Raw genomic sequence first — 21,640 nt, 5'->3', positions numbered from 1 at the left:
GAGTAACCACCAATGAGTTCACGCAACCCCGTCATCTGGCATGAAGGTTTGTTCGTCAAGCCCCAGCACTTCCAGCAACAGGCCCGTGCCGCCGAAGCCGCCGTGCACCAGCGCCTGCACAGCCTGAACGATGCGCTCTATGGCTTCAGCGAGCTGGCGTTGAACGACGAATACCTGAGCTTCGGCAAAATCGCCATCACCCGGGCACGCGGGATCATGCCCGACGGCAGCGTCTTCGACATTCCCCACGACCTGGCACCGCCCTCCCCACTGGAGATCGCTGACAGCAGCGCGGTCGGCCAGGTCGTCTACCTGGCCCTGCCGCTGCGCTCCAACGGTGCCCTCGAAGTGCGCTGGCCCGACCAGTACGGCAACAGCCGCTACATCGCCCGGCGCGAGGAAATCCGCGACACCCACAGCGATGACGGCGACCAGGTCGGCATGGACCTAGCCGTGCCCAACCTGCAACTGATGCTCGAACGCAGCGACCGTAGCGCCTTTACCGGTATTGCCCTGGGCAAAATCAAGGACAAACGCCCGGACGGCAGCCTGGTGATGGACGAGCATTTCTACCCCACCAGCCTGTCCCTGCAAGCGGTGCCGGCGTTGCATCGCTACCTGGGTGAAGTGGCCGGATTGATGCGCGAGCGGGCCAAAAACCTGGCCCAGCGCATCGGTTCACCGGGGCAGTCTGGCGTCGCCGATGTCACCGACTTCAACCTGCTGCAGACCCTCAACCGCTTGTTCCCGTTGTTCCAGCACCTGGCACGCCAACGTCAGGTCCACCCGGAGCGGCTGTACATCGCACTGGCCCAAGCCTGCGGTGAACTGGTGACTTTTACCGATGAAGGTCACCTGCCCCAGGAATACCCGGCCTATCAGCACGACAACCTGCGCGAGTCGTTCCAGATGCTGGAGCACACCCTGCGCCGTGCCCTGGGCACCGTGCTGCAACCGCGTGCGGTGTCGTTGCCGATCGTCGATCAGCAGTACGGCGTGCGCAGCGCCGCGTTGAACGACAAGCGCCTCTTGGAGAACGCCGAATTCATCCTCGCCGTGCGCGCCGAACTGCCCGCCGAGACCCTGCGTCAGCAACTGCCCCGGCAGATCAAGATCACCTCCACCGAAGGGCTGGAGCAACTGGTCAGCCTGCAACTGCCGGGCATTCCACTGCGGCCACTGCCGGTGGCGCCGCGCCACCTGCCGTTCCATGCCGGCTTCAGCTACTTCGAGCTCGACCGCCATCACCCGGCCTGGCAAAGCCTGAGCAGCGGCAGCGGGTTCGGTTTCCATATTGCCGGTGAATTCCCGGAGCTGGAGTTGCAGTTCTGGGCGATCAGGAGTGAGAGAGATGAGTGATGTAACGCCCACCGAAACCACGCCACCTGCGGACAACCATCAGCTTCTGGGGTATTGGCAACAGGCAACCGGCAGCAAAGACCCGAACCCCGTTGAAGAGCAGGCCAAGCCAAAGCGGCCCGTGCTGCTCGCCGACCCTGAATACGACTTGCGCGGCGTGGCCTGGAACCCGCTGTGCGATGCCGCCACGCCGCTGATCGGCCTGGTCATCCGCCTGCGCCGTCTGGACCACCACGACGACGTGCCCGCGCTGTACCAAAGCGTCAGCAACCAGATCACCACGATCATGGAAGAAGTCAGCCAGCTCGACTACGACGCCGGCATGCTCAAGGCCTACTCCTACAGCCTGTGCCTGTTGATCGACGAGGTGGTCATGCGCACCACGTGGGGCAGGCTCTCCAGTTGGAGCGCACGCTCGCTGCTCAGCCAGTTCCACGGGGAAACCCAAGGCGGCGAAAAATTCTTCACCGTCATGAACAACATGATCCCCGAAGCGGCCCGGTACCAGCATGTGCTGGAGTTCATGTACCAGTGCCTGATTTCCGGCCTCAAGGGCAAATACGGCGCCCATATCAAGGGCGATGACGAAATACAGAAGATCATCGACCAACTGCACGGCCTGTTGCGCCCCCTGCGCGGCGAGACGCCCAAGCGCCTGACCGACCCGCTGAAAAACGTCGCGCCGCGCAACTACCGGATCAAACGCGCCTGGCCGTTGTGGACGCCTTGGGCCATGGCCGCCGTCGTGCTGACGGTCGCCTACACGATCTACTCCATCCGCCTGAACGCCATCACCCAGCAGGTGCTGGTGTCGCTGGAGCGGGTGCTGCACCTGTAACCGATTTTCAGCGCGCTCATCCCGAGCGCCTGCAAAGCCATGGCCGTAAAGGCCATAACCCGCGACCCCATGGGTCGTTCACTTGATCGCGACAAGGAGCTTGTCATGCCAACACCCGCGTACATCAGCATCCACGGCAAAAACCAGGGCCATATCACCAAGGGCGCCTTCACCGCTGACTCGGTGGGCAACGTCTTTGTGGAAGGCCACGAGGACGAAATCCTCGCCCAGGAAATCGACCATCAGATTGGTGCCCCAACCGACCCACAAAGCGGTCAACCCACCGGACAGCGCGTGCATAAACCGCTGACCTTCACCAGTGCGCTGAACAAAGCTTCACCACTGCTTTACCAAGCCCTGGCCACCGGCGAAATGCTGCCGACCGTTGAGGTCAAGTGGTTCCGCACCTCCACCGATGGCAAACAGGAACACTTCTTCACCACCAAACTGGAAGAGGCCACCGTCGTCGACATCCACACCGTGTTGCCTCACGCCCAGGACAGCGAGAACGAAAACTACACCCAGCTAATCAAGACCAGCCTGTCGTACCGCAAGGTCAGTTGGAGTCATGTAGTAGCCGGCACTGAAGCTTCGGACGACTGGCGCAAGCCGGCAGCAGCGGGTTAAGCGCGTACCCTGCGCCGCCGCTGCGGCTCGTGCAGCGGCGGACCCTTCACTGACTTGAAACCTGTAAGGAGGCTCTATGCCTGCCGTCGTACTGGTCGGACACGACCATGATTGCCCTTTGTGTGGCCCCACCACCGTCGATAGCGGTGCCTGCAACATGACCGTCAATGGCAAAGCCGTCGCCCGTGTCGGCGACACCCTCGGATGCGGCGCCGTGATCACCAGCGGCTCACGCTCTATGACCGTCGAAGGAAAAGCCGTGGCCCGGGTTGGCGACACCACCGACCACGATGGAAAACTGGAAAACGGTGATGGCAGCTGGTTGATCGACTGACACTTACATACTGAAATGGAGGCCCCATGCCCCGCCAATGCGACTTGCGTTTTACCTTCGTCCCCTTGAAAGGCGATGCCTTCGACGTGGTGTCCTTCACGCTTGAAGAAGGCCTGTCCCAGCCGTTCAAACTGGAACTGCAACTGGCCAGCCACAACGCGGCCATCGACTTCAATCGGGTACTCGACCTGGCGGGGCTGTTCACGATCTGGCGCGGCGAAACTCCAGTACGTTACGTCCACGGCCTGGTCAGCCTGTTCACCCAAGGCGACACCGGCTTTCGTCGCACCCGCTACACCGCCGTCATCGAACCGACCCTGGCGCGTTTCGACCTGCGTTCCAACTGGCGCATCTTCCAGGCCCAGACTGTGCCCGACATCATCACCAGCGTGCTTGCGGAGCAGAAACTGACCGACATTCGCAGCGAAATCTGCTTCGAACACCAACCCCGCGAATACTGCGTACAGGCCGGCGAAACCGACCTCGACTTCATCGCCCGCCTCGCCGCCGAAGAAGGCCTGCTCTACACCTTCGAACACCGCGCCGACGGACACACCCTGGTCCTCACCGACCGCGTCGGCGGGCTAGGCACCATCGGCACCCATACCGACTGCCCGGTGATCTACCAATCCATGGGTGGCGGCGACTCCATGGAGCCGGCGTTGACCCGCTTCCACTACACCGAACAAGTGCGCACTGCCGTGCAGGTGCAGCGTGACTACACCTTCACCCACCCGCGCTACAACCAGCAGCACACCGCCACCGGCAACCAGGACCTGAACAACCAGCACAAGGACTACGAACGCTACGACTATCCCGGCCGCTACAAGCGCGACATCGCCGGCAAGCCCTTTACCAAGACCCGCCTGACCGCGCTGCGCAACGACGCCAAGCTTGCGCATGTGGCCGGTGACGATGCGCGACTGCAACCGGGGTTGGCGTTCGACCTCAACGAGCATCCCCGTGAGGATTTCAATGATCGTTGGCGCACCATTGCTGTTACCCACGAAGGCAAACAGCACAGCAGTCTGGAGGAGGAAGCATTCGGCAGCGACAGCGGCACTTCCTACGAAATGAAGGCCAGCGCGATCCACTGGATGTCCGACTGGAAAGCGCCGCTGTGCGACAAACCCTGCATCGACGGCCCGCAGATCGCCACGGTAGTCGGCCCGCCAGGGGAAGAGATTTATTGCGATGAATGGGGCCGGGTCAAGGTGCAGTTTCCGTGGGATCGCTCGGACAAAAACAACGATCAGAGTTCGTGCTGGATCCGTGTGGCTCAGGGCTGGGCCGGGGCGACCTGGGGTGCCATGGCCATTCCTCGCGTTGGTCAGGAGCTGGTGATCAGCTACCTGAGCGGCGATCCTGACCAACCGATCGCCACGGGCCGCACCTACCGCGAGACCAACCTGCCGCCATATGAGCTGCCCAAGCACAAGACGCGGATGACCATCAAGAGCCGTACACATAAGGGCGAAGGCTTCAATGAGCTGCGTTTTGAGGATGAGCGTGGGCAGGAAGAGTTGTACATCCACGCTGAAAAGGACAAGAACGTCCATATCAAACATGACAACACAACGTTTGTGGGTAATAACCGCAAAGAGCAAGTAGGCAATGATGAACAGATCACAATCGGGAACGACCAGTCCCACGAGATCGGGCGAGACCACACGCTCTCCACCGGACGTGACCATGAGGCAACTATTGGCCGGGATCGCAGTGTGCAGGTCGGCAATAATCGCTACGACACCACCACGGCCAACCACCAAAGCGAAGTGGGCGGTCACAGCCAGCAAACGATCTCAGGGCAACATCGTCTAACTGCTGGCCAAGGCATGCACCACACCACCACGGTCTATCAACTGCAAGCCAGTGAGCGTGTGGTTTTTCAAAGTCCCGGCGGCAGCCTCACGTTGGATGCGCAAGGAATCCACCTCAATGGCGTAGCGATAACCCTACGTGGTCCGGTGAGCTCTACGGCCCCAGGCAATGGCCACGCCTTGGCGCTGCAGTTGCAACCTGAATCAGGTCAGAGCTGTGTGGAGAAAAAACGATGACCCCGGCTAGCGTCCATGCGTTCGTGGCCGAACAGCATGCACCCGATGCAACGCTGTACGTGTTACTCGACCTCTTGGCCGACTGCGCCGCAGACGATCCGTTACATATCGAGGCATTGCGTCAAACGCTTGGCAATGACGCCGTCATGCCTCTGCATCGGCCCGATCTAATCCATACGCCATCGGCCTGCCCAGTGCTGGTGGCCCTCGCCACGCCCGGGACCTCACCGTCGCAAGAACTATTGACGCTATCCGCCTTACGCGCTCATGAAGATCTGGAGCGTTACAAACGTTACGTGTGCGGCTGGCTCAGTAGCAGCGCTCCATCCCGAGACCTAAGTGCCCACATCGTGTCGCTCGGACAACTTCCCGAGGAGCAGGGCCGAGCGTTTTTTCCGGTCCATGAGCCCCTTCGCCTGGAGTTGCTGGCTGGCACCTTCCGTAGCAATGAGGGGCCTTGGTGGCCGATCCGTCACTGGCTGGTGCCCACCAGCAGCGGTACCGGTAGCGTTTTGGTGGGCAAACCCGAACATCGCACCGCCATGGGTATCTGCGCGGCGGCCGTGCAGTTGGACGCCCTCATGGTGTCCTCCTTACTGAATAGTTGGCGACGCGCCCTTCGCTTGCCGCTGGCGTATGCCCCTGCGCGCTGGAGCGGCCCTACTGCACTCCCGCCTCAAGCGGCGGCACAGGCCTATATTCAGATCCAGCAAGCCCGCCAGCTTGGGCTTAGCCACCAGGACGACATCCTTACATTAGCCTTACATCGCCTGATGCTGCATCCGCACCTGCACCAGCACACCGGCGTTCGAGCGTTGATTGAGCAAGCGGTCCAAGGGCAAGCGCCGCTTAGCCAATTGCTGGCCCCCTACAACGACAACGCCTGGCAGCGGGCCGTGTCGGATCTGACCCATGCCGGAGCACTTCAATGACCTTGGGCACTCAACTGAGCATCGCCATAGCCGAAACCGCCGTTTCAAACGATCAATGCAAGGCCTGTCAACGTATAGGGCTGCCCATCCTGCCATTGCGCCACGCCCTGGTGCCGCGCTCACCGAATGAGCCGGTGCGGCCGGATACCGTGCACATTGATACGCGCCTGGGCTTACGCACGTTGCGCGCCGGCTACCTGTATGTATTGCTGGATCGCAAAATCTGGCAGGCATATCAGGTCAGCCCGGACGGGTATCTACGTCAATTCAACCCCTACGCACCTGCGCCAGCCAACGAGACCCCGCTGTCCGATGCTTGCGTCTCGGCCAATCACGATTGCCCGGCATCGTTCCTCAACATCGACACCAGCAAACACACTCAAGCGTGGCTGGCCTTTGCCAATGACCCGTGGCCTGCTAGCGTGCTGGACGCCTACAAGGCCGGTCATGCTTCAGAGCGATTCCAGACACTCGACCTCGCCAGCGCACGCGACAACCCTGCCAGCGTTGGCCTGGCCATGACGGATGAAAATCTGCGGGTAGACAAGCAGGTCTACGAATATCAACAACACCCGACGAGCCCATTGCCCCTCTCTACCGAAACCGACTGGCGCTTTTATGAGCATCCGCCGCAAGAGGTAGCGCCAAGATTCGACAGCGTGCATGGTTTCCATAGCCGCGCCCATCGCCTGAGCGCACTGAAGGGCTTCCTGCGCAACGCCATCCCACAGCATCAACTCCAACAAGGCGTCCTTGCGTTTGTACTGGATGACATTATTGGTCTGGTGCAGGAGCTCAACGACACCCGCAACCGCTGGGTCCAGCAGCGCCAGGCCTGGATGAACGACCCGGACCGAGCTTATCAATATCAGACCTCTCAGTTACTGCTGGCCATTCGCGAAGTCCATCGCGAACAGGCAGAAGGCCAGACGCCCCTACCGGCGTCTGTAGAGCCTGTGACCGGTGATGGCCCACCGGTATTTTCCAGCCCTGAGCAGCAACGCGAGCGGATCGTCCAGAAGCGCACACTCGCCCACAACCAGAAACTGGAAGAGCGCTACGATGAACAGAGCCGTGCCCTGTTTCACCAACTGTATGAGCAGGAATGGGCCAATTATCAGCGTTACATCGACCAGAGCGCGCACGCCTACGCGGCAGCGTGTCGCTCCAGTCTGTTTGCATGTGTAGAGCAAAATGACTACGACGGTAATGACCGCCCATCAGGGCGGGCCTACAGCCAGACGATGGCGCTGTGCCTGGAGGGCGGCATCAGTGAGGTGCCCGCGACTCAAGATGACGGCCATACCGCCTCCCTGTGGAGTGAATGGCTGAACGACCCACAGAGCCCGATCTACCGCGCCCTTCTCTTACGTGACAAAGGCTTGCTGGCCGATCTGTTGCCCAGTTTCAATGCCACAGGTGATAGCGACTGGAACGACAGCGAAAAGCTCTATTCCACCATTACCAAGCTCATCGCCAACGACGACTTCAAGCAGCATGTCCGCCCCCGTCTACAGCATGCCATGGCGCAGCTTCTCGGCGCCCTCAATGCCGCTGCCGCCCGCTTGCAACCGTCACTCGGCCCTGGCGTGGGGCGGGCGGTTTCGCGTATCAACAGTGCCAGCCAACTGCTCTACAACGGTATTCATCTGACCGAACTCAAGGTGAAGATGAAGCTCGGTGAATACTACGCCCTGCAATGCGAGCACCTGCGCAACCTGCAACGCAAAGCCGCTGATGCCATCGACCGCACCTGGGAAGGCCTCAAGGACGAGCTGGGCAAAATCGACGATGAGGCCCGCAAGACGCGCAAGCAAGTGCGCCCGCTGATCCAGGGCGGCCTGCTCAGCCTGGCGGTGCTGGACCCGAAAATAGCCAACCTCAGCGTGACCCTCAGCGTTTGGGTGGAAGGCCAGGTCACCCAACTGCAGGACAGCCTGATGCGCCAGACCAACCTCGGCGTGGATCAGCTGGGCAAAGGTGCCCACGCTGCGCTAGTCGAAATCGCCGTCGGGGTTGGCACCCTGGACCCGCAGGCGCGCAAGGTGCTGCAGGGGGTCAAGGTGTCCTCGTACCTGGCGGCTGGATGGGTTCGCAGCGGCTTTACCGGGTTGCGTGGCGTGGTCGGCAGTAGCGAGTTTTTGATGGCGATGGGCGGGATGTACCTGCTTAGCGACTCGCTGAACAAAAGTCTCAAGGAAGCGGAGAAAGCCATGGGCGAAAAAGCCGTTGAGGCCAGGTTGGCGTTGTATGGCAGTAGTTTGGGGGTGCTGGGTGGAGGGGTGGAAATTGTAGGCATCGCCTTGGAAAAAGGGGCGGTGCAGATGCAGAAGGCGGGCAGCTTGTCTGCCCAGGCGATGACTGCCGCAAGATCGACTGCACGTGTGGGCAACGTATTCATACGGGCTGGGGGGAGTATTGGTGCTGTGGCGGGGCTGTACGATGCTACGCGAGCGGGGTTTGCTGCTAGTCGTACTTGGAAGGGGGGTGATACTTCCGCTGCATGGGGATATGGAATCTCCACGCTGCTTTCAGCAGTTGGCTCAGGGTTTGGTGTCTGGGCTGCCGCCACCGCAGCCAGCACGCTGCTCGGTCCACTTGGTATAGCCATATTTCTCGGTCTAGCTGGATATGGGTTGTACAAATGGGCAGAGGGGGAAGAGTCAACACCTCTCGATCGCTGGGCACGCCGGTGTTATTTCGGTAAACACAATGAAGATCCTCCCATTCATTGGAACAAACCTGAACATGCCCATATCGCCATCGCCGAACTGAATGCCGCAACCTTGGGTGTAGAGGCGGGTGTCAGCTTCCGCTTACGAATCGTCGATAGCGGCTCACATAGCTGGGGTGGCCCCATGGGTAGTGTGGGCGCACAGGTCCATGAACTGCACCTCGAATATCGCCTGGTTCTGCCGTTCTTCGACGCCAACCGGTCGGCCTATCGCTGGTCACTAACGGTTCATCGCCACGGCGACGGCTCGGCCAACCAGTACACCGGCGGCGAAGTGCTGGCCGAAGGCGAGTTGGATCCCCCCACCCTGGCAACCGCAGCCAGCGAACGCCGAGCGGCGCTGGCGGTGCCCAAACGCCCGAACAAGCCTGACTACCGGGCCGACAGCACCCTGCCCACGCAGGAAGTTCGCACCGTCTCGTTGCCCGATAACCGTACCTCGCAGCTCAACGATATCAAAGGCGCGGTTGTACTGTTGCCCGACCGCCGTCGGCACAACATTGAAGCGGCGACCTTGTCGGTAACCTACTGGCCCGATCGCGACATTCACGATGCCTATGCCGAGCTCATCTTGATGGATAGCTTGTAAACCACAGCCTTGGGTGAACTTGGCATGGGCATTTGCCTACTTTTCCCCTAGCAACAATCGCTGGTGATCATCAACAGTGTGCCTGCTTATTGGTTGCCTGCTGCCCGCTTGAAGCGAAGGTAAAAAAACAGCTCTCAACCCCAACTGGAACTACTCCAATGCTATTCACAACACCTTTACTCGACAAACCTGCTCCTGGCTGGAAGCACGATCTGCCGGGTCCAAACGAATCGCCCTCCAGTGAGCCGTGTCCTCCCGTACTTTCGAATCCGCCCAATCATGTTGACGATGTGTACCTTGAGCTGGCGCGTGCCACTTTAAGGGTTCGCGGGGTTAGTGTTTGGTTAACTCCTTTTATGTTCTCGCTTGCAATAGCTGCCCCCGTCATGTGTATCGCCTACATATTAAAGGAGGGAGCGCCACCGCTTATCCCAAGCATTTTCTTGGTCTTGGCATTTACTGCTGCACTGTGGGGTGGCGTCTATTTCTGGCGAATGGACACCGAAGCTCCCCGCGACGAACCCATCCGCTTCAACCGTTTCCGACGCAAAGTCTATGTCTACCGCTTTTACCGCGACGGCCTTAGCCCCTTCAGCCGCACCGCCTGGGGCGTAAGGACCGAAGTCTATGACTGGGATAACCTGCGTGCCGAAGCTTGCAGCGTGTACGGCCCCATGGGCAGTGGCGGCCTCATCGAAACCGTCACCCTCGCCGTGGTGAAACCTGGCACCCACCAGGTAATTGATCGCTTTCATTTCGCCCACGAAATTCAACAAGGCGAAATGTACTGGGCCATGGCCCAACTGTTCATGCAACAAGGCCCACAAGCCCTGCCCACTTTCCCCACCCCGCCCCGTGACTGGAACAACGAAGACGTGACCTTCAATCTCGCGCGTCGCTTGGCCCCCAAAGTGCGATGGCCAGCCGAAATAGACCTGGAGTCACGCACAGCGCCCTGAATACAAGCCATCAACCGAAGCAGCCTTAATACGACGACCGGCTAAAGATACAAGCGGCGATCACCCCGAACTGGAACTGCTCATCATGGTATTTAAAACACCTTTACTCGACAAACCTGCTCCTGGCTGGAAGCACGATCTGCCGGGACCAAACGAGTCGCCCTCCAATGAACCGTATCCTCCCGTACTATCGAATCCACCCAATCATGCTGACCATGTGTACCTTGAATTGGCACGGGCCACAGTAAGGACTCGTGGGGTTGGTGTTTGGATAGCTCCTTTTATATTCATGATGTCCATGGCTTTTCCGATCAGTTTGATTATGTTTGTTGTGACGGAGCAAAGCGCGCCCCCCTTAGTACTGATTTTTTTTGGGCCTATTGGATTTATCACAGGCATATGGCTGGGCGTTTACGCTTGGCGAATGGACGTTGCCCCTCCCCGCGACGAACCCATCCGCTTCAACCGTTTCCGACGCAAAGTCTATGTTTACCGCTTCCACCACGACGGCCTCAGACCCTTCAGCCGCACCGCCTGGGGCGTTCGCGCCGAAGCCTGCAGCGTGTACGGCCCCATGGGCAGTGGCGGCCTCATCGAAACCGTCACCCTCGCCGTGGTGAAACCTGGCACCCACCAGGTAATTGATCGCTTTCATTTCGCCCACGAAATTCAACAAGGCGAAATGTACTGGGCCATGGCCCAACTGTTCATGCAACAAGGCCCGCAAGCCTTGCCCACTTTCCCCCGCCCACCTCGTGACTGGAACAACGAAGACGTGACCTTCAATCTCGCGCGTCGCTTGGCCCCCAAAGTGCGATGGCCAGCCGAACTAGACCTGGAGTCACGCAGCGCGCCCTGAATAAAAGCCATCAACCGAAGCAGCCTTAATACGACGACCGGCTAAAGATACAAGCGGCGATCACCCCGAACTGGAACTGCTCATCATGGTATTTAAAACGCCTTTACTCGACAAACCTGCTCCTGGCTGGAAGCACGACCTGCCAGGACCAAACGACTCGCCCTCCAATGAACCGTATCCTCCCGTACTATCGAATCCCCCCAATCATGTTGACGATGTATATCTTGAACTGGCACGCGCTACAGTGAGAATGCGTGGCGTGGGCATTTGGTGTGCCGCATTCCTGTTTGCAATAACACTGTCCTTAACAATGTTCCTAATAATGATCCACGCCAGTTCTCCATCCCCTTCGTCTTTGTTATCCAAATTATTGGAGCTTATCCCGATAGGCATCGGCATATGGCTGGGAAGTTACTTCTGGCGAATGGACGTTGCCCCCCCCCGCGACGAACCCATCCGCTTTAACCGTTTCCGACGCAAAGTCTATGTATACCGCTTTTACCGCGACGGCCTCAGACCCTTCAGCCGCACCGCCTGGGGCGTGCGAATCGAAGTCTATGACTGGGATAACCTGCGTGCCGAAGCCTGCAGCGTGTACGGCCCCATGGGCAGTGGCGGCCTCATCGAAACCGTCACCCTCGCCGTGGTGAAACCTGGCACCCACCAGGTAATAGATCGTTTTCATTTCGCCCACGAGATTCAACAAGGCGAAATGTACTGGGCCATGGCCCAACTGTTCATGCAACAAGGCCCGCAAGCCTTGCCCACTTTCCCCCGCCCACCTCGTGACTGGAACAACGAGGACGTGACCTTCAATCTCGCGCGTCGCTTGGCCCCCAAAGTGCGATGGCCAGCCGAAATAGACCTCGAGTCACGCACCGCGCCCTGAATACAAGCCATCAACCGAAGCAGCCTATATCCCTCACGACCTGGCGCCGCCCTACTCGCTGGAAATCGTCGACAGCAGCGCGGTCGGCAAAATCGCGTATCAGCATCCACGGCAAAGAGCAGGGCCCGGTGATCTACCAGCCCATGGGTGGCGGTGATGCTACGGAACCGGCATTGACCCGCTTCCACTCTACCGAACAAGTGCGTACTGCGCGCCAGGTGCAGCGCGACTACACCTTCACCCACCCGCGCTACAACCAGCAGCACACCGCCACCGGCGACCAGATTGGCGCGGTCCGAGGCAGCCAGGTCGGCCAGGACGAAACCATCACCGTCAGCCGCACCCGCATCACCTGCGAGAACTTCAACATCACCCGGTTCTCTCAGGCACCGCATAGGACCCGATCCGCGGTAGCGCCCCTCATCGCGTGTTTTCCACCTCCATTGAAAGATCGCTCCTACACCTTTGCCAAGCACTTCCGACGGCCCCATCTGAAATACTCAGCAGTCACGAAAAATGACGAGCCCTTTTCTACAATAAACGTTATGTATTCAGTTGTTCTGGGCAAGAAGCCCACGCGTCCATTCATCTCATGAAGAACTTGGATCATGCTAAATAATTCGTTTTTTCCCTCACTGCGTACCGCCCTCGGTACATCCCTGCGGCCCCGACAGCTCAACCCAGAGGAAGAGCGACTGATCCGCTACTACCGTTTATTGTCAGAACAGGATCGTGAAGCTGTGCGCTGTCTGTTCTTTGCGATCAAGGAAACCAGCCGGGCCGAACACCCGAAGCAGTAGGAAGAGACACAGGTACCTGTCAGCGAACAATGAAGCACCTGTGGGGTTGAAAACGTTGCCGGGAGCCTGTTGCCAACACCTTCCAGATGGAGTTTTCCTACCCAACTGAAGCGTACTTGCCGACCCCACAAGCCACGCCATTACGCACGTGTTTGTGACCGCGACCTCGCCGCCGAAACGCTCTGCCTTTCTAGAGTATGAAACCCTATCGCCGTGGCGGATCTGCATATCTCCATGCCCGCCTTCGTCACCCCGCAGCCTCGATTTCCTTCGGTAGCCTGACCATCTCCCGCTGTGTCGACGCCCTGATCCGGCAGGATCTGCTCGACCCGCTGCCATTGCTCTTCAAAGGCAGCGTCCTGAAGCCTGTGCTGGCTAGGCTATCGCCAATCAATATTCCGTCATTCTGGTCAAGGACCCAGGCGTCTACCGGCTCGCCGAGCGCGATGTACGTCAAGCCAATGGCCGCCAGAAGTTGATTACCGTTGCGAGCCGTCACGCCGTAAGCCAATCACATAGCTGACTTTTAGCCCCCGTCTGCCTGGGCCTCTCTGCTGTGCGCTCCAGCTCTTGTCGCCAGGAACCACTCCTCAGCCTCCTGTTTTCAGCCAGTGGGCGTTGACGCTCAACAGCCGTGCGATCCTATCAAGCTGCGAGTGTGGGATGCCCCGCGCAAACCAGTTGTTCAGCCGCTGGGGGCTGATCTTCAAAAACAGCGCAAAATCCATTGGCGAGATCTTGCACTCACTCAACACCGCCCGCAGACGCCCTCCGGAGCATTCCGCGCTGACATTCAGAAGCGCCATTGATTGTCGCTCCGTACACGCTTCTTTCCTTTGCCCAATGGCCATTCCTTGCTCCTTGTGTAACTCCCTGCTTTTTTCCCGTTCACAACGCGGGCTCACTGAGTATAAACACGACGCTCACCTAGCCCAATTTCCGCGCTGCAAAGCCCCGTCGGTTGAACACGACAATGCGCTGATTTCAATCGAACAGGGGCCGCGTCCATAGCTTGATCAGTCAGCGTGCACCCGCGTGGCCGATAAGCAACAACGGGCCGCTAGACCCTGCTGTAGCTGATCTCCTACAGATCCAGAAATATCTGCCGTGGGTTCCGTCTCGATTTCGTCCAAGTGATTGTGGGAGCAATTACGTGTTCCTAGACTCCGCAGCCGTAGGGCAAATCCCTGTCCCTTCGAAGATTCGAACAGGCGGCATGTAGCAGAACGCCCTGCTCGCTGCCGCCGCCACTCGCAAGGAGCCACCCGTGACCAAAACCTCAACCACCCTCTTACTGCTGGTACTGGCCAGCCTGCTAACAGGCTGTTCCACCACCCCCAATGTTCTGCAAATGCACAAAGTCACCGCCGAAGCGATCGGCCTCGCCTCAACGGATGAGCTGACCATGGGCCCAGTGACCAAAGGCAAGGAAGACTTCCTGGGTGGTGCTGAACTGACATTTAAAGCCACGACAGCAAAGGGCCGCGTATTCAACTGCTCGACATTCATGACCCCGGGCATCCTGCTTGAGCCGCCGACGTACTCGCGGCTGACCTGCACGAAGTAAGCCCGACATCCGGACGCCAAAGCGTCTATTCCCCAAATCGCAGGCAAAAAAAAGCCACTCGTTAGAGTGGCTTTTTTCTTTAATGCTTGGAGCGGGAAACGAGACTCGAACTCGCGACCCCGACCTTGGCAAGGTCGTGCTCTACCAACTGAGCTATTCCCGCTTGGTGATGCGCATTCTATAGAATCCTCAGCACCCGTCAAGCCCTTGATTCAAAAAAGTTTTATTTCTTTTCCACGGTGGTGCGCAGATGCGGCCAGGCGGCGCGCAGGTATTGGAGCATGGACCACAGGGTCAAGCCGGCGGCGATCAGCAGCAAGGCGTAGCCCGTAAGGACCCAGAACGAGAAGTCCGATGGATTGCCCAGCAGGATAACCAGCGCGAGCATCTGCGCGGCGGTTTTCCATTTGCCCATGTTCGAAACGGCGACGTGGGCGCGGGCGCCGATTTCGGCCATCCATTCGCGCAGGGCCGAGACGACGATCTCGCGGCCGATGATCACCGCAGCCGGCAGGGTCAGCCACAGGTTGCCGTGTTCCTGCACCAGCAGCACCAGGGCGACGGCCACCATGAGCTTGTCGGCCACCGGGTCAAGAAACGCGCCAAAGGGCGTGCTCTGTTCCAGGCGGCGCGCCAGGTAGCCGTCGAGCCAGTCGGTGGCGGCTGCGAAGGCGAACACGGAGCTTGAGGCTACATAGCTCCATTCATACGGCAAATAGAACAGCAGAATGAAAATCGGGATAAGCAGGACACGTAGAACGGTAATCAGATTAGGGATATTCATCGGCACAACTGGCTACGAGGTGAGAAGGCATTCTATTCGCTGTGCAGGTTTGCATAAATCAGCTCAGCGAGCTTTTTACTGATACCGGGTGCTTTGGCTATTTCGTCAATGCTGGCACGGGAGAGCTCCTGCAAGCCACCAAAATGTTTAAGCAAGTCGCGACGCCGTGTCGGGCCAACCCCTGCGACCCCTTCCAGGGTTGAGGTTCGCCGGGTTTTTCCACGCCGAGCCCGGTGGCCGGTGATGGCGAAACGGTGGGCTTCGTCGCGGATCTGTTGAATCAGGTGTAACGCGGGTGAGTCGCCCTTCAAAGTGAACTCATGGGCGGCATCATTCAAGTACAACGTCTCGAAACCGGCCTTGCGCGTGGTGCCCTTGGCCACGCCAAGGAGGATCAGGTCGGGCACAGCCAGTTCGTTGAGCACGTCACGGGCCATGGACAGTTGGCCCTTGCCGCCGTCTACCAGCAGGATATCGGGCAGCTTGCCCTCCCCGTCCTTTAATTTGCTGAAACGCCGCGTGAGCGCCTGGTGCATGGCCGCATAGTCGTCCCCGGCGGTAACGCCTTCGATGTTGTAGCGCCGGTAGTCTGACTTGATCGGCCCTTCCGGCCCGAACACCACGCAAGAGGCCACCGTGGCTTCACCGCTGGAGTGGCTGATGTCGTAGCACTCCAGGCGTTGAGGCGGCTCGTCCAGGTTGAGGACCTCGGCCAAGGCTTCGAAGCGTGCGGCAACATGCTGACGATTGGCCAGGCGTGCGCCCAGGGCCTGTTCGGCGTTGGTCACAGCCAGTTGCTGCCAGCGCGCGCGGGTGCCGCGTACGCGGTGGCTGATGTCCAGCTCACGGCCGCGAAGCTCATGGATGGCCTCGATCAAGGTGGGGAAATCTTCGTGCACCACGTTGACGATCAGCTCCGACGGCAGGTCGCGCTCGGGGCTGCTGACGTAATACTGACCAAGGAACGCGGCCATCACCTCAGCGACGTCTTCGTCGATACCGGTCTGCGGGAAAAAGTTCTTGCTGCCCAGCACTCGGCCAGCGCGCACGCTGATCAGGTGCACACAGGCCCCCCCCGGGTTGACGAAGGCGGCGATCACATCGACGTCGCCGGTGCCGCCTTCCATGCTTTGCTGGTCCTGGACCCGGCGCAGCAAAGAGATCTGGTCGCGCAGTTCGGCGGCCTTCTCGAAATCCAGGGTGCTGGCGGCTTGCTCCATGGCCACGGACAGCTCATCGGTGAGCGCATTGCTGCGCCCTTCGAGGAACATCACCGAGTGGCGCACATCCTCGGCGTACTCTGCCGGTTCCACCAGGCCTACGCAGGGCGCCTTGCAGCGCTTGATCTGGTATTGCAGGCACGGCCGCGTGCGGTTCTTGTAGAAGCTGTCTTCGCACTGGCGCACAAAAAAGGTTTTTTGCAGCAGGCTCAGGCTTTCACGAATCGCGCCCGCGCTGGGATAGGGGCCGAAATACTTGCCCTTCTGCTTCTTCGCCCCGCGATGAATGCTCAGACGTGGGAAATCGCCGTCCGATAGAAACACATAGGGATAGGATTTATCGTCGCGCAGCAGGATGTTGTAGGGCGGCCGCCATTCTTTGATCAGCGTCTGCTCAAGCAGCAGCGCCTCGGTTTCATTGGCAGTAATGGTGGTTTCGACCTGGGCGATACGCGCCACCAAAGCGGCAGTTTTCGGCGCCAGGCCGGTCTTGCGGAAGTAGCTCGCCAGACGGTTCTTCAGGTTCTTGGCTTTGCCCACGTACAGCAGGCGCGCCTCGCTGTCGAACATGCGGTACACGCCGGGGCGGCCACTGCAGGTTGAGAGAAAGGCACTTGGATCAAACGGCGTGGTCATGTCAGGCGCTGGCGTCCACCATGCCGTGGCGCACCGCGAGCAGGGTCAATTCAACATCACTGCTGATGGCGAGCTTCTCGAAGATACGATAGCGGTAGGTGTTGACGGTTTTGGGCGACAGGCACAGCTTGTCGGAGATCGTCTGCACCTTCTGGCAACCGACGATCATCAGGGCAATCTGGATTTCCCGCTCCGACAGCGCATCGAACGGCGAATCGCTGGTGGGCTGGAAAGACTTGATGGCCAATTGCTGGGCAATCTGCGGGCTGATATAGCGTTGGCCGGCAAACACCAGGCGAATGGCTTGCACCATCTCCGCCAGGCCCGCGCCTTTAGTGAGATAACCGGCTGCACCGGCCTGCAGGAGGCGAGTCGGAAACGGGTCTTCCTCACACACCGTCACCACAACGACCTTGATGTCGGGATGGCTGCGCAATAATTTGGTCGTGGCGCCCAGGCCGCCGATGCCCGGCATCTTGACGTCCATCAACACCACATCGGGTTTTAACTCTCGGGCCTTGATCAGGGATTCCTCCCCGGACTCGGCCTGGCCGACTACTTGCAGGCCGTCGATGTCAGCCAGCATTCGTGTAATGCCTGTACGAACGAGATCATGGTCATCGACTACTAGCACCCTAATCAAGCAGACACCTCGCGATATGGTCTTATAGATTGCTGAACACCTTAGCAAAAAACCAAGGCGCAGACCTAGGTGCAAGTGGCATATATATAGAGTTTTGACGCGCTGCGGCTGTTCGCCGGGGGGCAAACAGCGCTGTTTCCTGGGTGAAAGGTCAGGAATCCGGGGCGGTGGGCTTGGATTTTCCGTTCAATACGGATGAATGCTCGGCCAATGTGCTGGTCAAGCGACGGATTGCATCCTGGTCTTCCTTGAGCATCGCGCGATAGTTGCCCAGTACTTTTTCTTCGACCTTGCTGAGGTTATCCAGTTGGATCGGCGTTGGGCTGCCGGTCAACACGTACAGGATATCCACGCCCCTTTCGGCGACACGAGACAGATAGTCCGCCTTAGGCGCACGACCGCCATTTTCATATTTGCCTTGTGCGTTGGCTTCCACGCCTCCGATTTCACCAAAAACTTTCTGCGACAGGCCAAGCCGCTCTCTTTCTTGCCTTAAGCGCGAACCGATTCCACTCATTTGGATGTATGATCCTAAATTGGCACACCCCAAGAGGTGATACACCATCACTTCATTAAACAAACTTGAACGGTTTTGAACTATGCCCGGTATCCGCACTGCTGCACAAGCCAAGGCTTGGCTTGAACACCAAGGAAAATCAGTTCAAGCGTTTGCCCGGGAGCATGGCGTGGACCCGGCAACCACCTATCAAGTGCTCGCTGGGCGAAAAAAGGGACGGCGTGGAGAAGCCCATAAGGTGGCGGTCCTGTTGGGCATGAAAGAAGGGATTATCGTGGATGAGCCCGAAGCTCGAACCCAAGATCAGCAAGGCGTTAACTGACGGCAGTATGCGCTTATTCGTACGGCGTGACTGTTTTAGTCCGAGGTGGGTGCCCGGCATTCACACTCCATGCGCCAGAAGCAGTCCTCTTCACCCACAATACTCAACCCCTGGCGCTGATATAGCCTTCTTGCCGGGTTGGTCTTGAATACGGTCAAGCGTAGCAAGCCCAGGCCCTCGGTATGTGCCTTGAGCGCCATCTGCTCCAGCACCCAACTGCCCGCCCCCTGCTTGCGGCAGCACTCCAGCATGTGCAGCTCGCGGATATACAACGCCTTTTCGTCGCGACTCAGGCTGACAAACCCCATTACGCCATCATCGTTGCACACCAGCCAGTTCTCGCGACCCGCCCACGCAGTATCGAAGCCGGCGTTGGACCACAGCAAGCCGTACTGCAGGTAGTAGCGGTTCATGGCTTCATAGGTGAGGCTTCGGGCAAAGGGCAGGTCCTGGTCCGTCGCCTGGCGCAAGTGAAACGTCATTCAGAGGGCTACCACTTGGCCAGTCCACAACCCGCCTTCGCGATGGGCGATCACCAACGCATCGCCGACACCGGGCGCAGCGGCAAGCAAATTGCCGTCTGCGGTCCAGACCGCGCTGCGGCCGGCACAGGTCCAGCCTCCCGAAGGGCCACCATGATTAGCCATCAGCACCAGCATGCCATGCTCCGACGCATACCCTTGAAGCAGTGCGCTGTCTGCCGCGTAGCCACCCTCGCTGACCAGCACGCCGGCGGCATATGCCGTGGCGCCCGATTCCGCCGCCAGGCGTGGGTGGCTGGCGTGGGAAAAGTCCGCGCACACCGCCAGCGCAATGCGCTCACTTTCCCAATCAAGGATCTCGCCACCCTGCCCGGCCGTAAATGCCAGTTCTTCTCCAGAATGCAGATGCTGCTTGGTGTAGACGCCAATTGAACCGTCCGCTCCCAGCACGAGCGCACCAATCAGTACACCCGCTTGTGGCGCCAGCCGCACCGGCATACCCACCACAGCTGTCAAACGCAATTCCCGCGCCATTTCACGCAACGGAGCCAATACGTCACTCTCCGGGGCGATAGCCAGGTCCGCCGCCAGGAATGGTTCATAGCCCGTCAACGACAGTTCCGGAAACACCAACCATTGCACACCGTGCTCGGCCGCAGCCTGCATCATGACCAGGTGCCGTTGGATATTGGCCGCAACATCGCCCGGGATGGAAAAGGTTTGTGCCGCAGCAAGGGTCAAGGCAGTCATGGTCGCGTCCTGGCAATCATTGTTTAAGTGTCGTCAGCATATCGGCACACACCCATAGCCGTAAGTCCCCCCACGCCATAGAAATTACTGATTGAATCCTCCCATACGCCTCTAGTAAGCTCCCCCCAACATTTGGAGAGCTACTCATGTTGCAACTCACCCACACTCAGGTTTGCCCTGCTGCCAGCGCCTTGCGCTCGGTGTCGGCTACCTGCGTGAACGGTTCGAGCGCACTGGCTGGCTTTTATTTTGGGTATTGGTTTAGCCACTGGCGCGCCTGATACCTGAAATCGGCGCCCACTACTCAAGGGGTCGCCTACCAGAGAAATCTAAACCCCCGGTCGGCTCCCCGACCGGGGGTTTTGTTTTTCAGCCTCTTTTTATTTTGTTTGATCAAGAACTTAAAGGAACCGCACCATGAACTACACCACTTATTACCGCTACGACACTTGCACTGCATGGCGATTTAGCCAGCTCCGTTCGGGACAGCCTGCCGCCTCCGACCGGTCACCTCTTGGTGGCAAGCCAACACGTACAGCCGATACGGCCAATTGTCGAACACCCCAGTAGGCCAAGCGTGCGGGAATCGCCCGCCGCTTGCCCAGGAAGCCTTGAATATGAACTCCTCCGTCGCCGCTTTGCCCGTCTCTGCCCTGAACAGCGCCAATGAAGCCTTGACCCAGCGCCTGCCCAGCTCCCTGGAGCTCAAGCATCAGTTGCCCCTCAGCCCGTTCCTCAATGAACAGATTCACGCCCATCGCCAAGCTGCGCGCGCCATCCTCAATGGCCAAGACTCACGCTTACTGGTGATTGTCGGTCCGTGCTCGATCCACGATCCGGAATCGGCCATGGAATACGCACGCAACCTGAAGAAGCTCGCGCTTGAAGTCAGCGACCAGATGCTGCTGGTAATCCGTGCCTACGTCGAAAAACCCCGCACCACCATCGGTTGGAAAGGCCTGGCTTACGATCCGCACCTGGATGGCAGCGATGACATGGCCGCCGGCCTGAGCCTCTCGCGGGAGCTGATGCGCGAAATGCTGCGCCTGGGCCTGCCGGTCGCGACCGAGCTGCTGCAACCCATGGCCGCCGGCTACTTCGATGACCTGCTCAGTTGGGTCGCGATTGGTGCACGCACCACCGAGTCGCAGATCCACCGCGAGATGGCCAGCGGCCTGGGCATGCCCGTGGGCTTCAAGAACGGCACCGACGGCGGCGTCGCGATTGCCTGTGATGCGATGCGCTCTGCCTCACACCCCCATCGCCACTTCGGCGTCGACAGCCAGGGCCATCCGGCGATCATCCAGACCCCGGGCAACCCCGACACCCACTTGGTGCTGCGCGGCGGTCATCGTGGGCCGAACTACGATGCGCAAAGCGTCGCCCAGATCAAGCATGACCTGGCCAAGTCCAAGGTGGCAGCGCGGATCATGGTTGATTGCAGCCATGCCAACAGCGGCAAAGACCCGTTGCGTCAACCGGCAGTATTCAACGAGGTACTGGAGCAGCGCTTGCAGGGCGATACATCGCTGATCGGCATGATGCTTGAAAGCCACCTGTTCGAGGGTTGCCAGCCATTGAGTGCGTCGATGAAATACGGCGTGTCGGTGACCGATGGTTGCCTGGGGTGGGACGCTACCGAGCAGCTGCTACGCAGTGCGGCAGAGCGCTTGCGCGAACACCACAAAACAGCGGATTGACGCAGGGCAAAATGTGCGGCGTGCCCTGATGCAAATCATTTA

At 59.4% G+C, this 21,640-nt stretch carries 22 protein-coding genes and 1 tRNA gene; 15 read left to right on the top strand and 8 right to left on the bottom strand.

Annotation, left to right across the window (positions count from 1 at the left end):
* Nucleotides 1-12 precede the first annotated feature (12 nt).
* The 12 genes from tssK to QYQ93_RS11075 all read left to right on the top strand — a co-directional run bounded on the left by tssK (nucleotide 13) and on the right by QYQ93_RS11075 (nucleotide 12,977).
* A complete protein-coding gene (gene tssK / locus QYQ93_RS11130) occupies nucleotides 13-1,359 on the top strand; it encodes a type VI secretion system baseplate subunit TssK (RefSeq protein WP_338476912.1) in 1,347 nt (448 codons plus the stop codon).
* Nucleotides 1,352-2,197: a type IVB secretion system protein IcmH/DotU gene (gene icmH, locus QYQ93_RS11125; protein ID WP_338476911.1), complete on the top strand. Its 846-nt coding sequence runs from the start codon at nucleotides 1,352-1,354 to the stop codon at nucleotides 2,195-2,197. The genes tssK and icmH overlap by 8 nt, the downstream gene beginning before the upstream one ends.
* Nucleotides 2,198-2,302: 105 nt before the next feature.
* Entirely contained in the window at nucleotides 2,303-2,824 is a 522-nt protein-coding gene (locus tag QYQ93_RS11120; protein ID WP_338476910.1) for an Hcp family type VI secretion system effector, read from the top strand.
* A 76-nt stretch (nucleotides 2,825-2,900) separates the two neighbouring features.
* Nucleotides 2,901-3,158, top strand: a complete 258-nt coding sequence (locus QYQ93_RS11115; RefSeq protein ID WP_338476909.1) for a PAAR domain-containing protein — start codon at nucleotides 2,901-2,903, stop codon at nucleotides 3,156-3,158.
* Between the two features lie 26 nt (nucleotides 3,159-3,184).
* Nucleotides 3,185-5,215 carry a type VI secretion system Vgr family protein gene (locus QYQ93_RS11110; RefSeq protein WP_338476908.1) on the top strand — a complete coding sequence of 677 codons (2,031 nt, stop codon included), beginning with the start codon at nucleotides 3,185-3,187 and terminating at the stop codon, nucleotides 5,213-5,215.
* Nucleotides 5,216-5,565: 350 nt separating this feature from the next.
* Complete coding sequence (locus QYQ93_RS11105) at nucleotides 5,566-6,147, top strand: hypothetical protein (protein ID WP_338476907.1); 582 nt, start codon at nucleotides 5,566-5,568, stop codon at nucleotides 6,145-6,147.
* Nucleotides 6,144-9,470, top strand: a complete 3,327-nt coding sequence (locus tag QYQ93_RS11100) for a T6SS effector BTH_I2691 family protein (RefSeq protein WP_338476906.1) — start codon at nucleotides 6,144-6,146, stop codon at nucleotides 9,468-9,470. Before QYQ93_RS11105 ends, QYQ93_RS11100 begins: the two co-directional genes overlap by 4 nt.
* Nucleotides 9,471-9,628: 158 nt before the next feature.
* Nucleotides 9,629-10,429 (top strand): DUF6708 domain-containing protein, encoded by an 801-nt coding sequence (locus tag QYQ93_RS11095; RefSeq protein ID WP_338476905.1) that lies wholly within the window; start codon nucleotides 9,629-9,631, stop codon nucleotides 10,427-10,429.
* A gap of 85 nt (nucleotides 10,430-10,514) precedes the next feature.
* Nucleotides 10,515-11,288 carry a DUF6708 domain-containing protein gene (locus tag QYQ93_RS11090; protein ID WP_338476904.1) on the top strand — a complete coding sequence of 258 codons (774 nt, stop codon included), beginning with the start codon at nucleotides 10,515-10,517 and terminating at the stop codon, nucleotides 11,286-11,288.
* An 85-nt stretch (nucleotides 11,289-11,373) separates the two neighbouring features.
* Nucleotides 11,374-12,177: a DUF6708 domain-containing protein gene (locus QYQ93_RS11085; protein ID WP_338476903.1), complete on the top strand. Its 804-nt coding sequence runs from the start codon at nucleotides 11,374-11,376 to the stop codon at nucleotides 12,175-12,177.
* Between the two features lie 128 nt (nucleotides 12,178-12,305).
* Nucleotides 12,306-12,773 (top strand): hypothetical protein, encoded by a 468-nt coding sequence (locus QYQ93_RS11080; protein ID WP_124377384.1) that lies wholly within the window; start codon nucleotides 12,306-12,308, stop codon nucleotides 12,771-12,773.
* 12 nt (nucleotides 12,774-12,785) lie between these two features.
* Nucleotides 12,786-12,977, top strand: coding sequence for a hypothetical protein (locus QYQ93_RS11075; RefSeq protein ID WP_124377383.1), 192 nt, complete (start codon nucleotides 12,786-12,788; stop codon nucleotides 12,975-12,977).
* A 590-nt stretch (nucleotides 12,978-13,567) separates the two neighbouring features.
* On the opposite strand, the gene QYQ93_RS11070 is transcribed toward QYQ93_RS11075, so the two are convergent.
* Complete coding sequence (locus QYQ93_RS11070; RefSeq protein WP_124377382.1) at nucleotides 13,568-13,828, bottom strand: XRE family transcriptional regulator; 261 nt, start codon at nucleotides 13,826-13,828, stop codon at nucleotides 13,568-13,570.
* 416 nt (nucleotides 13,829-14,244) lie between these two features.
* On the opposite strand from QYQ93_RS11070, the gene QYQ93_RS11065 reads away from it, so the two are divergent.
* On the top strand, nucleotides 14,245-14,544 hold the full coding sequence (locus tag QYQ93_RS11065) for a hypothetical protein (protein ID WP_043050238.1): 300 nt from the start codon (nucleotides 14,245-14,247) through the stop codon (nucleotides 14,542-14,544).
* An 87-nt stretch (nucleotides 14,545-14,631) separates the two neighbouring features.
* Here QYQ93_RS11065 and QYQ93_RS11060 read toward each other — a convergent pair.
* The 5 genes from QYQ93_RS11060 to QYQ93_RS11040 form a co-directional block, all read right to left on the bottom strand.
* Nucleotides 14,632-14,707: transfer RNA gene (locus QYQ93_RS11060), tRNA-Gly, on the bottom strand.
* A 60-nt stretch (nucleotides 14,708-14,767) separates the two neighbouring features.
* A complete protein-coding gene (pgsA, locus tag QYQ93_RS11055; protein WP_043050237.1) occupies nucleotides 14,768-15,328 on the bottom strand; it encodes a CDP-diacylglycerol--glycerol-3-phosphate 3-phosphatidyltransferase in 561 nt (186 codons plus the stop codon).
* A gap of 32 nt (nucleotides 15,329-15,360) precedes the next feature.
* Nucleotides 15,361-17,184: an excinuclease ABC subunit UvrC gene (gene uvrC, locus QYQ93_RS11050; RefSeq protein ID WP_043050236.1), complete on the bottom strand. Its 1,824-nt coding sequence runs from the start codon at nucleotides 17,182-17,184 to the stop codon at nucleotides 15,361-15,363.
* A gap of 1 nt (nucleotide 17,185) precedes the next feature.
* Nucleotides 17,186-17,827: a response regulator transcription factor GacA gene (gene uvrY, locus QYQ93_RS11045; RefSeq protein WP_003190387.1), complete on the bottom strand. Its 642-nt coding sequence runs from the start codon at nucleotides 17,825-17,827 to the stop codon at nucleotides 17,186-17,188.
* Between the two features lie 151 nt (nucleotides 17,828-17,978).
* On the bottom strand, nucleotides 17,979-18,344 hold the full coding sequence (locus QYQ93_RS11040; protein ID WP_043050234.1) for a helix-turn-helix domain-containing protein: 366 nt from the start codon (nucleotides 18,342-18,344) through the stop codon (nucleotides 17,979-17,981).
* Nucleotides 18,345-18,426: 82 nt separating this feature from the next.
* On the opposite strand from QYQ93_RS11040, the gene QYQ93_RS11035 reads away from it, so the two are divergent.
* Complete coding sequence (locus tag QYQ93_RS11035; RefSeq protein WP_046072005.1) at nucleotides 18,427-18,666, top strand: DNA-binding protein; 240 nt, start codon at nucleotides 18,427-18,429, stop codon at nucleotides 18,664-18,666.
* Nucleotides 18,667-18,701: 35 nt separating this feature from the next.
* On the opposite strand, the gene QYQ93_RS11030 is transcribed toward QYQ93_RS11035, so the two are convergent.
* The gene (locus QYQ93_RS11030) at nucleotides 18,702-19,148 is read right to left on the bottom strand and encodes a GNAT family N-acetyltransferase (protein ID WP_043050232.1); all 447 of its coding nucleotides are present in this window, start codon (nucleotides 19,146-19,148) and stop codon (nucleotides 18,702-18,704) included.
* Nucleotides 19,149-19,898: a carbon-nitrogen hydrolase family protein gene (locus QYQ93_RS11025; protein WP_338476902.1), complete on the bottom strand. Its 750-nt coding sequence runs from the start codon at nucleotides 19,896-19,898 to the stop codon at nucleotides 19,149-19,151.
* 617 nt (nucleotides 19,899-20,515) lie between these two features.
* Here QYQ93_RS11025 and QYQ93_RS11020 point away from each other — a divergent pair.
* A complete protein-coding gene (locus QYQ93_RS11020; protein WP_043050230.1) occupies nucleotides 20,516-21,598 on the top strand; it encodes a 3-deoxy-7-phosphoheptulonate synthase in 1,083 nt (360 codons plus the stop codon).
* Nucleotides 21,599-21,640 lie beyond the last annotated feature (42 nt).

Origin of the sequence: Pseudomonas khavaziana (assembly GCF_036704165.1) — a bacterium.
GTDB lineage: Bacteria > Pseudomonadota > Gammaproteobacteria > Pseudomonadales > Pseudomonadaceae > Aquipseudomonas > Aquipseudomonas khavaziana.
The sequence above is the reverse complement of the archived record's forward strand: the minus strand, read 5'-3'. Positions and strand labels throughout refer to the sequence as shown.

Bases quoted from the DNA above. Each gene is read 5' to 3' on its own strand.
- tssK (WP_338476912.1), top strand. From the start codon at position 13: ATGAGTTCACGCAACCCCGTCATCTGGCATGAAGGTTTGTTCGTCAAG.
- icmH (WP_338476911.1), top strand. From the start codon at position 1,352: ATGAGTGATGTAACGCCCACCGAAACCACGCCACCTGCGGACAACCAT.
- QYQ93_RS11120 (WP_338476910.1), top strand. From the start codon at position 2,303: ATGCCAACACCCGCGTACATCAGCATCCACGGCAAAAACCAGGGCCAT.
- QYQ93_RS11115 (WP_338476909.1), top strand. From the start codon at position 2,901: ATGCCTGCCGTCGTACTGGTCGGACACGACCATGATTGCCCTTTGTGT.
- QYQ93_RS11110 (WP_338476908.1), top strand. From the start codon at position 3,185: ATGCCCCGCCAATGCGACTTGCGTTTTACCTTCGTCCCCTTGAAAGGC.
- QYQ93_RS11100 (WP_338476906.1), top strand. From the start codon at position 6,144: ATGACCTTGGGCACTCAACTGAGCATCGCCATAGCCGAAACCGCCGTT.
- QYQ93_RS11095 (WP_338476905.1), top strand. From the start codon at position 9,629: ATGCTATTCACAACACCTTTACTCGACAAACCTGCTCCTGGCTGGAAG.
- QYQ93_RS11090 (WP_338476904.1), top strand. From the start codon at position 10,515: ATGGTATTTAAAACACCTTTACTCGACAAACCTGCTCCTGGCTGGAAG.
- QYQ93_RS11085 (WP_338476903.1), top strand. From the start codon at position 11,374: ATGGTATTTAAAACGCCTTTACTCGACAAACCTGCTCCTGGCTGGAAG.
- QYQ93_RS11075 (WP_124377383.1), top strand. From the start codon at position 12,786: ATGCTAAATAATTCGTTTTTTCCCTCACTGCGTACCGCCCTCGGTACA.
- QYQ93_RS11070 (WP_124377382.1), bottom strand. From the start codon at position 13,828: ATGGCCATTGGGCAAAGGAAAGAAGCGTGTACGGAGCGACAATCAATG.
- pgsA (WP_043050237.1), bottom strand. From the start codon at position 15,328: ATGAATATCCCTAATCTGATTACCGTTCTACGTGTCCTGCTTATCCCG.
- uvrC (WP_043050236.1), bottom strand. From the start codon at position 17,184: ATGACCACGCCGTTTGATCCAAGTGCCTTTCTCTCAACCTGCAGTGGC.
- QYQ93_RS11040 (WP_043050234.1), bottom strand. From the start codon at position 18,344: ATGAGTGGAATCGGTTCGCGCTTAAGGCAAGAAAGAGAGCGGCTTGGC.
- QYQ93_RS11035 (WP_046072005.1), top strand. From the start codon at position 18,427: ATGCCCGGTATCCGCACTGCTGCACAAGCCAAGGCTTGGCTTGAACAC.
- QYQ93_RS11030 (WP_043050232.1), bottom strand. From the start codon at position 19,148: ATGACGTTTCACTTGCGCCAGGCGACGGACCAGGACCTGCCCTTTGCC.
- QYQ93_RS11025 (WP_338476902.1), bottom strand. From the start codon at position 19,898: ATGACTGCCTTGACCCTTGCTGCGGCACAAACCTTTTCCATCCCGGGC.
- QYQ93_RS11020 (WP_043050230.1), top strand. From the start codon at position 20,516: ATGAACTCCTCCGTCGCCGCTTTGCCCGTCTCTGCCCTGAACAGCGCC.